The 13388-nt window shown below is 36.2% G+C and carries 10 protein-coding genes; 2 read left to right on the plus strand and 8 right to left on the minus strand.

Annotation, left to right across the window (positions count from 1 at the left end; translation table 11 throughout):
* Window positions 1–127 precede the first annotated feature (127 nt).
* The 3 genes from EK386_RS17595 to EK386_RS17605 form a co-directional block, all read right to left on the minus strand.
* Window positions 128–688 (minus strand): TetR/AcrR family transcriptional regulator, encoded by a 561-nt coding sequence (locus EK386_RS17595; RefSeq protein ID WP_126660489.1) that lies wholly within the window; start codon window positions 686–688, stop codon window positions 128–130.
* 5 nt (window positions 689–693) lie between these two features.
* Entirely contained in the window at window positions 694–1407 is a 714-nt protein-coding gene (locus EK386_RS17600; protein WP_126660490.1) for an MBL fold metallo-hydrolase, read from the minus strand.
* Between the two features lie 117 nt (window positions 1408–1524).
* Complete coding sequence (locus tag EK386_RS17605) at window positions 1525–2205, minus strand: hypothetical protein (RefSeq protein WP_126660491.1); 681 nt, start codon at window positions 2203–2205, stop codon at window positions 1525–1527.
* A gap of 298 nt (window positions 2206–2503) precedes the next feature.
* On the opposite strand from EK386_RS17605, the gene EK386_RS17610 reads away from it, so the two are divergent.
* Together EK386_RS17610 and EK386_RS17615 are read left to right on the plus strand one after the other, a co-directional pair.
* Complete coding sequence (locus EK386_RS17610; protein ID WP_126660492.1) at window positions 2504–4168, plus strand: ribonuclease J; 1665 nt, start codon at window positions 2504–2506, stop codon at window positions 4166–4168.
* A 163-nt stretch (window positions 4169–4331) separates the two neighbouring features.
* Window positions 4332–5957, plus strand: coding sequence for a catalase (locus EK386_RS17615; RefSeq protein WP_126660493.1), 1626 nt, complete (start codon window positions 4332–4334; stop codon window positions 5955–5957).
* Between the two features lie 157 nt (window positions 5958–6114).
* Here EK386_RS17615 and EK386_RS17620 read toward each other — a convergent pair whose 3' ends face one another.
* The 5 genes from EK386_RS17620 to EK386_RS17640 all read right to left on the minus strand — a co-directional run bounded on the left by EK386_RS17620 (window position 6115) and on the right by EK386_RS17640 (window position 13367).
* Window positions 6115–7515: a SpoVR family protein gene (locus tag EK386_RS17620; protein ID WP_126660494.1), complete on the minus strand. Its 1401-nt coding sequence runs from the start codon at window positions 7513–7515 to the stop codon at window positions 6115–6117.
* 41 nt (window positions 7516–7556) lie between these two features.
* On the minus strand, window positions 7557–8726 hold the full coding sequence (gene yhbH, locus EK386_RS17625) for a sporulation protein YhbH (protein ID WP_126660495.1): 1170 nt from the start codon (window positions 8724–8726) through the stop codon (window positions 7557–7559).
* A 262-nt stretch (window positions 8727–8988) separates the two neighbouring features.
* Window positions 8989–10884: a PrkA family serine protein kinase gene (locus EK386_RS17630; protein WP_126660496.1), complete on the minus strand. Its 1896-nt coding sequence runs from the start codon at window positions 10882–10884 to the stop codon at window positions 8989–8991.
* Between the two features lie 239 nt (window positions 10885–11123).
* Window positions 11124–12893, minus strand: coding sequence for a LuxR C-terminal-related transcriptional regulator (locus EK386_RS17635; RefSeq protein ID WP_126660497.1), 1770 nt, complete (start codon window positions 12891–12893; stop codon window positions 11124–11126).
* Between the two features lie 141 nt (window positions 12894–13034).
* Window positions 13035–13367: an STAS domain-containing protein gene (locus tag EK386_RS17640; protein WP_126660498.1), complete on the minus strand. Its 333-nt coding sequence runs from the start codon at window positions 13365–13367 to the stop codon at window positions 13035–13037.
* Window positions 13368–13388: the final 21 nt, after the last annotated feature.

Here is a 13388-nt window from a genome sequence, read left to right on the forward strand (position 1 = left end):
AGTTTTCGTTTTACCTTTAGAAATCTCTTGAGTTTATTGTAAAAGAAAAAAGACTGTAGGCAAACTCGAAATTTATCGAGTTTGTCTACAGTCTGCAACGTGTATAAGGAAACTTATACACGTTGTTTTACTTTTTTACCGATGCGAGAAAACCATCGACCATTAATTCAAAACTTTTTTCTAAATTTACTGGAAGTCCAAAGCCCCCATTTTGTTCTAAAGAAGAAAAACCATGCAAAATGCTACGTAATGCTCTAATCGCATGGATGATATCTTCCTCTGTTAAGTCATACGCTTTTAAGACATCACTTAACAATCCAATAATTTGGTTACTAGCCGTTTGTAATTCTTTATCACTCGGATCGGGTGCCTGAAGTATGAGCCCATATAATCCTGGATGTTTACGGGCAAATTCTGTATACGCATAAGCTAAGGCATAGATAGCAGCGTCTCCCTCTTTTTTGTTTAAAGCATTTTGTAGACTATTATACAGTTGCGTTAAACCAAGCAAAGAAAGCTCTCTCTTAATACTTGGAAGACCTTGAATATGATTAAATAAAGAAGGTGGACGTACATTTAACTTTCTTGCAATTTTAGCTAATGTAATGGACTCGAGCCCTTCTGTATCTACAAGTTCTGCTGCCGTATTTATAATGATATTTATATCTAAACCAACTCTAGGCGACATTGTAATTATCCTTTCAATAAGTTCATTTCTGCTATTTTAATAGCTTTTGTCATTTCATCTACTGGATTTTGTATCATATTGCCATGCCCCACTGCTAATAACGAGGGATTTAGTTCTTTAATTTTTCTGGCACTTTGAAGTGATAATTCCTTATTCCATGTACCAAATGTAGGGAAAGGGAAACTCAGAACGATTTGACCACAAACCGCTACCTTACCTCTTGTTTGAAAGGCATCCCCCACAATCATTGCACGTGACGTTGAATCTAACAACGAAATTGACCCTGGTGTATGTCCTGGTGTTTCAACTACCTTAAGAGTACCAATAACATCCCCCTCTTTTAATAGCAAATCTGGTGTTGTTTTCAGCCCTTTTGGAACGCCTCCCTTTATTGGCGTATTTGGTTCATCATGATCCAATGTTTTGTCTCCTTTTAACAACCGACTATCCCGTGCAGAAATGGCAACAATGGCCTCTGGGAAAGACTCTTTTAACCGATCTAATGAGCCCACGTGATCCCCATGCGCATGGGTTAATACAATAGTTGTTAACGGTTTTCCGATCTCCTCAATCGTTTTAACGATCCCCTTATAACTAGCAGGCATGCCCGCATCAATTAATGTAAGTCCATGTTGTTCCTCATAAATATAGCAATTGACAGGAAAAATATTTGACCAAAGTGTTAACTGATAAATGTTCCCCAATTTTGTTACCTTCATATTCCTATCCCCTCTTAAACTAATATCGTTAGTTTTATTATAACTAATATCATTAGTTTTACAATAGGCTTTATGTAAATTTTTCTAAAAAAAAGCACTCGCAACTAAATGCAAGTACTAGGTCCAACCATTAATTGTCACTTCTTTTCGCTCATGTTCATACCGTTTAATAATCACGCTAACTTTTTGATACCATTTATTGCATTCTTTAAATATATCTTTATATTCATCTAAGTTTTTCGGGATTGCTTCTTCGTTATCTAAAAAGATATATTCTACAATCGGATTGGATAAGTCATCTACAACAAGCTTTATCATGAGCTTCTTCACTTCTTTTGATTTCGCTTCTGCTGTTTCTGCCTCACCTACATGTACATCCACTTTTGCACCACCATCAATTAAAGACCACCCATGGACGCCACCTTTTGATGTGAGGGCTACATTTTTTCCATCTTCTACAATGGCCACTTCATATAATTCGTGAAATCCATATTCTCTTGGCTCAAATTCTGAGTCTAGATCTTCCCTCGTAAGAATTCGAAATGTATCCGAGTTTTCGTCAATCATCAATGCTTGTAAATAGTCTGGAGATAAAATATAGCGCGTATGGGGGTACTCTTCTATCTCTTCAATCGTTTCTATCTCCAATTCTTCATTTCTCTTTTTTGCTTCTTTATTTACTTCATATAACCACCAACCACCTAAAATGATAGCGATTATGAAAAAAATAGCACTGCCTGATTTAAATGCTAAAAATAAATAAACAACTTCTAATAGTAATAAAAACAACTGTTGCATACTACACACCCCATTCCAATAGATACTTCAATTCTTAAACTAGGATTTTGTAAATTTCAGTTGTATTAAAATACTATTCACGAAAGAGGTCATTCATTCTCATTTCTTTCTATTTTTTCGCATTCACGACCATAAAGCTAAAAAAGAAACGATTATCTTTAAATTGCAGATGATAGTTAATTTATATAGTTGCTTCTCATAATTTTCTCAATAATACTTTTTATTCGCTTTTGTATAGGACAACAAATTGGAAGCAATACTTAAAGAAGGTAAATTGTCGCTTTGGGAGGGAAATAAATTGTCAGAAAGCAAAAAATCTTTAGCCATTTTTGCCTTAGGTGGAATTAATGAAATTGGGAAGAACATGTATGTCATTGAGTATGGGGATGATTTATTTATTGTCGATTGCGGTGCTAAGTTTGCAGATGAATCTTTATTAGGTATTGATTTAATCATACCGGATGTTTCGTATTTGATACAAAACGAACATAAAATCCGTGGTTTAATTGTTACCCACGGACATGAAGATCATATAGGTGGCATTCCCTATTTCTTAAAGAAACTAAATGTACCGGTTTATGCAACTCGATTTACCCTTGGATTAATTGAGTTAAAGTTGAGAGAACATAAAATTCTACGAGAGTCTACTTTAATAGAAATTCATTCAAAATCTGAACTAGATTTTGGTGAAATAAAAGTTAATTTCTTTAGGGTGAGTCATAGTATCCCTGATTGTTTGGGGATTGTCTTTAACACACCTGAAGGAAACATAGTGCATACTGGAGATTTTAAGTTCGATTACACGCCAGTAAATGAGCAAAATTCAGATATTCATAAAATGGCAAAAATCGGTGAAGAAGGCGTTGTTGCACTTATATCCGAAAGTACAAATGCAGAGCGTCCTGGATCCACTCCATCCGAACGAAAAGTTGGTTGGCATATTGAGGAGGCCTTCTTTAGGGCAACTGGGAAAATTATTATTTCAACATTTGCTTCCAATGTAAACCGGGTGCAACAAATTGTTGATGCGACGAAAAAAACAAACCGAAGACTAGCGCTACTTGGCCGCAGTATGGTGAACGTTGTAAAAGTTGCACGAGAAAGAGGCTATGTGGATATACCCGATTGGATGCTCGTCGATTCTCGTGAAGTAAGAAATTTACCACCAGAACGTGTCGTTGTCTTGTGTACAGGTAGTCAAGGTGAGCCACTTGCTGCTTTATCTCGACTATCAACAAACAATAACCGTGACGTTAAAGTGTTACCAGATGACACTGTTATTTTCGCAGCATCCCCTATTCCTGGAAATGAAAAAGGGGTTTCAAAAATCGTAGACAACTTGTTCCAACTAGGCGCAAACGTCATTTATGGTTCAGCGAGTAATACGGGTATGCATGTTTCTGGGCATGGCTATCAGGAAGATTTAAAACTAATGCTTACACTCATGAAGCCAAAATATTTCATCCCAATACATGGTGAATATCGCATGCTTCACAAACATCGACAATTAGCTGAAGCAGTTGGTGTCGAACGAGGTCATACGTTTATTATTCGAAATGGTGATGTAGTTGATATTCAGCACGGTGAGGCACGACAAACAAGGCAAGTACCTTCCGGAGATACGTATGTCGATAACGTTGGAGATGACGAAATTGTGGATATTGTCTTACGTGATCGAAAACAATTATCCGAAGAAGGCATGCTTGTTGTAGTCGTTACCATTAATAAAGAAGATGGCAACCGTATTTCCGATCCAGACAGTATTTCACGTGGTTTTGTCTATGCCAAAGGAAATGAAGAGCTCATTGGGAATGTCAATGACGTTGTAAAACGAACAATTGATCCATTTAAAGAAGCGAACATTATGGGCATGAAACGTGCGATTAAAAAAGAAGTTGGTAATTATATTTTTGAACAAACGAAGAAGAAGCCAATGATTTTACCAATTATTATCGCGGTTTAGGGACATTTTATCGTTTGGCGGGATTTAAATAAAGTTTGGCGGAATTATTTATGAAGTTGACGGGATTCCGACATAATTTGGCGGAATTACTTGTGATTTTGACGGGATTTATCGTAACTTTCCACTATCATTTAAAGCGGACATAAGAAAGGAACTAATTCTCATGGAAAAAGATCCAAAACAAGATCAACATCAAACAAACATTGAAAACGATAATACCCTAACAAACAGACAAGGTCACCCTGTAACAAACAATCAAAACATTCGCACTGTTGGTAATCGTGGCCCTGCAACATTAGAGAATTATGACTTCATCGAAAAAATTAGTCACTTTGATCGTGAAAAAGTACCTGAGCGAATTGTTCATGCTCGTGGTGCTGGTGCGCATGGCTATTTTGAAGCCTATGGAACAGCCGGTGATGAGCCTGTTTCAAAATATACCCGCGCAAAACTTTTCCAAGAGAAAGGAAAACAAACACCCGTTTTCGTTCGTTTTTCTACGGTTGTACATGGGCTTCATTCCCCAGAAACAGTGCGTGACCCACGTGGATTTGCTGTAAAATTTTATACCGAAGATGGGAACTGGGATTTAGTAGGGAATAACTTAAAAATATTCTTTATTCGTGATGCCATGAAGTTTCCTGATATGATTCATGCCTTCCGACCAGATCCAGTGACGAACATTCAAGATGCACGACGTTTCTTTGATTTCTGTGCCAACTCACCAGAAAGCTTCCATATGGTTACTCTTGTCTACTCGCCATGGGGAATCCCTGCCAACTATCGCATGATGCAAGGTTCCGGCGTTAACACATATAAATGGGTCAATAATGAAGGAAAAGCCGTTCTGGTCAAGTACCACTGGGAACCAAAACAAGGGATTAAAAACTTAACGGTGAAAGAAGCAGAAGAAATTCAAGGAAAAAACTTTAACCACGCGACACAAGATTTGTACGAAGCAATTGAAAAGGGAGAATATCCTGAATGGGAATTGTTCGTTCAAATTATGGAAGATGGTCCACATCCGGAATTAGACTTTGATCCACTTGATGATACAAAACTTTGGCCAAACGACAAGTTTCCATGGTTACCAGTTGGACGAATGGTGTTAAATAAAAATCCAGAAAACTTCCATAATGAGGTGGAACAAGTTGCCTTTGGTACAGGGGTTTTAGTGGATGGTCTTGATTTCTCTGATGATAAAATGTTAGTCGGTAGAACATTCTCTTACTCCGATACACAACGTTATCGCGTAGGAGCAAACTATTTACAACTACCAATCAACGCAGCGAAAAAACGTGTTGCCACGAACCAAGAAGGTGGCCAATTACGTTATTACAATGACAAAGCACCTGGGCAAAACTTACATGTGAACTACGAACCGTCTAGTATGGGTGGTTTAAAAGAAGCTGAACAAGTGGGCAAAGAATATACACCACATATTGAGGGCGATTTAGTTCGTGAATCAATTGATCGCGAAAACAATACAAAGCAGGCTGGTGAAACGTATCGTAGTTTTGAGCAGTGGGAAAAAGATGAGCTCATTAATAACTTAGTAAATGATTTAGCGATTTGTCCAAAAGACATCCAAGATAAAATGATTGCCCTAGCAGAAGAAGCGGATGAAGAATACGGTCGTCGTTTAAGAGATGGGATTGCGGAGAAAACAAACACAGCCTCTAACAGTAACGAAGAATATGCAGAAGAGTTCCATCCACTTGGGGCAATAAACGCGAAAAAAGCGATACAAGATGCCATTAACAAAGGACACGATGCAAAGCCATATTAAAAGAGAGATCACCCAGATATTTTTTGCTGGGTGATTTTTATGTGCGGTTTTTTGCAGTTTACGTGCGACTCCCGACTACACTAGCATCCCATGTACAAATCTAAAATGTAATAACCAAAAGCCCATGAATCTTTTATGTTCATGGGCTTTTCATATATTACAATGCTTTACGATAATTTCGTTTCCCGTCATACGTATAGAGAACAGGTTTTTGTTCTACATATGTCTCGATATGAACAGGACGGCCCCATAACTGATAAATGTAAGGCAGCACATGTTCTAAATAATGAGGGTCCAGTTCCATCCCTTCAAATCCATGTTTTAAATACAGCTCACCATTTCGCAAGTAATCCCCATTTTCCACTACAATGTATGGGAATCCTCCGTTCACTCGCATGGAAACAAGTTGATCACGGACATTTTCGTAATCTTTATTTGTAATTTTATATTCATGGCCCTTTTTTTCAAACAAATACATATCTTCTTGGTCCACAAGCTCTTTCGTTAAATAATTTCGAATAAAGGAAATATCCGATTCGATTTCACGAACTTCAAAGATTTTCTCACGACCAGAGTTTGGTTTTACACCTAGACGCTTCATTTCTTCCGTTGGGTTATTATAACGCTTTTCAATATCTTCAAATATCTTCAATCCAAGGTAATATGGATTGATGGACGTTTTAGAAGGTTGCACAACGCCCGCATTTAATTTGGCATATTCAATCGTTTCATCCGTCGTTAAATTTAACTCTCGCATAATTCGTTGATGCCAGTAAGATGCCCAGCCTTCATTCATAATTTTTGTTTCTAACTGAGGCCAAAAATATTGCATCTCTTCACGCATCATCGTTAAAATGTCACGTTGCCATTCTTCTAATTCGCGACTGTGCATTTCAATAAACATAAGTAAATCTTTTTCAGGTTTTGGTGGGAACTTTTTCTTTTTGAAAATAGGAGTTGGTTTTGGCTCCTCTTTCTTATCTAAATCCCACAAATCATCATAGACACTTCTCGGCACTACAATGTCGTCATTATCTATTTCATTTTCATAATCCAATAAGTTCGGTCTTACAATGGATGGATCAATATGCTCTTGGATTGCAAGCGTTGCATCCAAAAACTTCTCCACTTCTTCTTTTCCATAAAGCATTTCATAATTCGCAATACGTTCTGCAGTTGCGGTCATACTTTCGACCATATCCCGACGTGTATTGGAGAATCGCACATTGTTTTTGAAGAAATCACAATGCGCTAATACGTGGGCGATAATTAGCTTATTTTGCGTAAGTGTATTTGTGTCGAGTAAAAAGGCATAACAAGGATTGGAGTTAATTACAAGCTCATAAATTTGACTTAAACCTAAATCATATTGCAGTTTCATCTTATGAAATTGTTTACCAAAGCTCCAGTGTGAAAAGCGAGTAGGCATCCCATATGCACCGATTGTATAAATAATTTCAGCTGGACATATTTCATAATGCATTGGGAAAAAATCAAGACCAAATCCAACGGCAATATCTGTAATTTCTTCAATTGCTCTATGAAGCTCTTTTTCCATATATCCTCACCCCACTATTATTCTTTGAGCCATTTCCCCTCTCATGCAGTAGTTTCTTGTTTTTGGAAAAAGCTTTTTAGCGCTTCATACACATCTTTCTTTTGTCTCAAAATATAATGACGGAACTTTGGATCATCAATGCGTTTAAATGTGGACATTAACGATGAATAACGATTGTTTGGATTTACTTCACCATAACCGAACATACTCGATACATCCATTAACTGCTGAACCAATTTAAAACATTTCTCGTTATCCGTAGAGAAATTTTCACCATCTGAAAAATGAACAGGGTAAATATTATAGCGAACTGGATTGTATTTTAAATCAATTAATTCTAATGCTTTCGAATAAGCTGACGAACAAATTGTTCCCCCGCTCTCTCCCTTTGTAAAGAACTCCTCCTCCGTTACGATTTTCGCTTCGGTATGATGAGCAATAAATTCGATTTCTACGGTTTTATATTTCGTTCGTAAAAATCGTGTCATCCAGAAGAAGAAACTTCTCGCACAAAACTTTTCAAAGCTTCCCATCGAGCCACTTGTGTCCATCATTGCCAGCACTACTGCTTTTGTCTCTGGCTTTGTCACTTCATCCCATGTTTTAAAACGAAGGTCGTCATTGTGAATCGGTGTAATTTCCGCTTTTCCTTTCATTGCATTCCGTTTAATCGCCGTTAAGATTGTTCGTTTCTTATCGATGTTCCCCATCAAACCTTTTTTGCGGATATCATTAAATTCGATTTTCTCCGTGACCATATCGGCAACTTCTTTTTTCTTCAGATTCGGTAACTCTAATTCTTTAAATAAAATATTCTGAACTTCCTCTAAACTCACTTCAGCTTCATAATAATCATTCCCTGGTTGGTCCCCAGCTTTCTTTCCTTGACCTGGACCAGCTTGCTGATTTCCAGGCTTCCCATCGCGGGCAACAACATCGCCTACCTTACTATCTCCCTGACCTTGCCCAACATGTTTGGATTTACCGTAGTTATAACGAATCTTATACTCATCTAAAGAGCGTATTGGTATTTTAATAACTTCTTTCCCATTTGACATAATGATACTTTCTTCACTAATTAAATCAGGCAAGTTATTTTTAATAGCATCTTTCACTTTATCCATATGGCGTTGCTGATCTTGGTACCCTTTACGATGGAGTGACCAATTTTCCTGAGAGACGACAAAGTTTCGATTCTGATTTTCACTCATTTTTATCCTCACCCATCTTTAATGAAGTTTCTCAATTTCCCTTTGAGAAAATCACTTTTTTTATAATATGCGAATTTTCTGACATATTTCACTACATTTTTCATCCCCACTCATTATTTTTCTAGAATATTGGTGTCCATCCCACGAGATTAGAAAATGTCATTGCTCTGTAAAATTACAAGAAGAAATGCTCCCTAAACTCTCATTCTAATTAGTAAAAAAAATGAGTGTCCTAAATTTTATGGACACTCGCATCAATATATTACCTATTTAATAAACTTCCTACATATCTTAACAATTCATTTGCTGAAGTAGAATCATAGCCATGCTTATCAATCAGTCTTGCTACCACTTCATTAATTTTTTTCAATTGCCCTTCGTCTGGTGTTTTTGACGAAGTAGTAATTTTCACAATATCTTTTAAGTCGGCAAACAGTTTTTTCTGAATAGCTTCTCGTAATCTTTCATGAGAGTTATAGTCAAAACGCTTTCCTTTTCGTGCAAAGGCAGACAGGCGAATTAAAATTTCTTCACGGAATGCGCGTTTTGCATTTTCAGAAACGCCGATTTGTTCCTCAATCGAACGCATCAGTTTTTCGTCTGGATTCATTTCTTCCCCAGTCAATGGATCACGCAACTTGTTCTTATTACAAAACGCCTCTACATTATCAAGGTAGTTATTCATTAAATGTTTTGCAGATTCTTCATAGGAGTACACAAACGCCTTTTGAACTTCATTTTTCGCAATATCATCATATTCTCTTCTGGCAACCGCAATGTAATTAATATACTTTTCGCGGTCTTCGTCTGAGATGGATGCATGTTGATCTAGTCCATCTTTCAAAGCTCGAAGTACATCCAATGCATTAATTGAAGGAATTTCTTTACGTATAATGGCAGAAGAAATTCGGTTAATCACATAACGCGGATCAATTCCATGCATACCTTCATTTGGATATTCTTTTTTCAATTCCTCAACATCCACAGAATTAAATCCTTCTACGTTTTCACCATCATATAATCGCATTTTCTTCACTAAATCAATACCTTGCTTTTTCGGCACTTCTAATCGAGTTAATACGGAGAAAATGGCTGCTGCTCGTAACGCATGTGGTGCAATATGAACATGGGCCATATCACTTTCGCGAATCATTTTTTCGTAAATATGTTCTTCCTCACTTACTTTTAAGTTGTAAGGAATTGGAGCTACAATAATACGCGAATGTAGCGCCTCGTTCTTTTTATTTGAAATGAAGGAACGGTATTCCGTTTCATTGGTATGAGCAACGATAAGTTCGTCCGCGCTAATAAGTGCAAAACGCCCTGCTTTAAAGTTCCCTTCTTGTGTTAACGATAATAAATGCCATAAGAACTTTTCATCTAATTTCAACATCTCTTGGAATTCCATCATACCACGGTTCGCTTTGTTTAATTCACCATCAAAACGGTATGCCCGTGGATCAGACTCAGAACCAAATTCAGCAATTGTCGAGAAATCAATACTACCTGTTAAATCGGCAATATCTTGTGATTTAGGATCAGACGGTGTAAATGTACCAATCCCTACTCGTCGATCTTCTGAGAAGAATATTCTCTCTACCAGAACATCTTCAATCCGTCCACCATATTCTTGTTCAAGACGCATTGTGTTTAACGGCGACAAACTTCCCTCGATTCGGATTCCATATTCACTATGAAAATCTGCTCTTAAATGATGTGGAATAAGGTGGAGGGGGTCTTCATGCATCGGACAGCCTTTAATTGCATAAACTGCTCCTTCGTCAGTCCGTGAATATTGTTCCAACCCTCTTTTTAGTAATGTAACAATTGTTGACTTACCACCACTTACTGGACCCATTAATAAAAGAATACGTTTTCTTACATCTAACCTTCTAGCTGCTGGATGGAAATATTCTTCTACTAATCTTTCAAGTGCCGTCTCTAAACCAAAGATTTCTTTCCCAAAGAACTGGTACATTTTTTGTCCATCTCTTTCTTCTACTCCAGCACTTTTAATCATATTGTACACGCGTGAATGAGCTGTTTGAGCAACTTCTGGTCTAACTTTCACAATCTCTAAGTATTCTGCAAAGGTGCCTTCCCATTTGAGTCTATCCTCTTCTTCTCTGTAGCGTCTTACCCTGTTTAAAATATCGATAGTTCTCCCTCCATTCAGGGCTTTTTTACATAGTATGAAGTTAGTCCGCTAATGATACCGAATACTTGTAATTGATTTTTCATCGGAAATAATGGTGCGTGTAATGCCCTTAATTTGTATAAAATAAAAGAGCCCACGAATTAATATTGTAAGCTCTTTACTATACTATTAACTTTTTTTATATAAAATTCCTAAGCAAGGGCACTGTTGTAGATGAAAATTGTACAAACTTTTGTAAGTTACATATTTTCTATAAGATTTACTTTTCCAGCCATTTCGTACTTAATTCGGTACACCAATGCAAATGCCTCATTCCGATCTTGAACATCGAGTTTTTTGAAAATTTTCGTTAAATGATTTTTTACAGTATGTACACTAATAAATAATTCTTCTGCTACTTCTTGATTGGATAATCCTTCTAAAACATAATAAAGAACTTCTTTTTCCCGTTTTGACAAAGGTAACGATTGAATCGTCGGTCGAATATTCGTAATGTGATGAATAACCTTTTTTGCATGTTCCTCATCTTCTTCTAACTTTTTTAATTCCTCTTCTGTTTGTTGCTTCTGAGTTTTTAACAAATATTCATGAATCATAAGATCTTTTACAACTTTCGTACAGTACTCGAGTAAATGTCTATTTTCTGCTTGTTGATCATCGACTCCAGAAAAAACAAGTAAACCAAACAATTCTTCGTTAAAAATGATTGGAACTTCATAAATGAGCTCATTCTTTACTTTTAAAAGGTAAAAGTTTTCTAGCTCTTGATTCAATAGCTTATTATATTTAGAAAAAGTTGCAACTAGTCGATCTTGTTGATCCTCGTTTTCACAATTAATACATCGAATATTTGCATGGCGATCTTTATGAATAAAGCTTATCTGATCCATGGTTGAAAACTCTTGAAATAACTTTAAAATATTCACTAAACGTAATTCATCAGATAGCGAACGGTTTGCATGAATCGCCACAAGTTCCTTCGTTAGTTTTAATTCATGTTCCTTTTCTTCCTTCTTATTTTCCAGTGTAGAAATATACATGAGCTTAGCAATCTTTGAAAAGCATTCGTTCAACAGGCGAATCATTTGTTCATCCGATTCACTTCTTTGAAAGCCAACAAAAATAACTCCATATATATATTCCTTATAATAAATTGGAAAACATAATAGTTCTTCTAAATTGATATGATGTTTTGTGAAAAAAACGCACCTTGGATCTTTCTGTATATCCCTCCACAGGATCGGTGCAGTACTTGTAGCACAATGACCGATAAATCCTTCTCCAATATAAAAAGACTCTCCTAAAAGATGCTCACTTTTCTTTCCAATAGCATGACTAACTTCTAATTTATTTCCGTTAATGACATTTGCCACGCCAAACAAACTTACCGACTCGTTTTGTAAATAGGCTTTTTTAAGAAAATCGTATATTTCATTTAGGAGTTGAGGCAAATTTTTCGCACTTAATTGTCCGTATGAGTCAACTAACCTTCTAATGCCAAGAACAGTAGAATCTAAAGTCGATTGGGATTCCAAGTCCATTATTTTCGTAATTAACTGTAATAATATATATACATTGTGTATTAAATTGCTACTTTTCATTTCAATAATTGGTAGCAGGTCCACTTGCTCAATTATTTTTTGGTTGATCAATTTTGATGTTAAGCGCTTTTTCATTAGTTCCCTTACTTGAGGGCTATCAACAAATGGACCTAACAATATGAAATAATCTTTCTTTTCTGTGATGGCGGCTAATACCCATTTCACACCAATAAACGGTTCTGCCATTGTATCAAATACAACAAATTTATTTTCATCAGGATAATTTTGTATTTTATTTTGTATTTCCACAAATGCATTCTTATTATGGTATATCACGTTCGATAATGAACTTATATGGGAAGGTTCTACGTATGCTCTACCTTGGTTATCTACAATAAAAATTGAAATATTTAAAGATGAAGCATAGGTATCTTGAAGTCCCTTTACCAATTGTTGTATATTGGCCATTAAAATCCCCTCGCCTACCTAAATTCCAAATAATTATATTACTATAGATTTCATTTTATCATTTTACTAATGAATAGCTATTGGTAATAAATATGAAAAAAAGAGTTGAGTAGCTATAGCTGTCAACTCTTTTTCTTAATTTTATTCGTTCCTATAATAATAATAGGCTTCTTCTAGTGTGGGGAACACTTGAATAATGCTTGTTATTTTAACGATACTAAAGATCTCCATTAGCGCTTCTGTCACACCTACAAGCACTACTTGTTTCGCCGTTCTTCGTACCTTTAATACAGTATCAACTAATACACCTAACCCAGCGCTATTCATGTAGTTTACGCCGATAAATTTTAATATAATTTTATCGTTATCAATATTTGTAAGAGCATTTAGTGTTGCTTCAAATACATGAATCGTCTTAAGCGTGACATCTGTATCCCAGCTTACGATTTCTATCGTTTCATTTTCTTTTCGCACATTCCTTCACCCTTTATGAGT

It is taken from the genome of Lysinibacillus antri, from assembly GCF_003977595.1.
In the GTDB taxonomy this organism is placed as follows: domain Bacteria; phylum Bacillota; class Bacilli; order Bacillales_A; family Planococcaceae; genus Ureibacillus; species Ureibacillus antri.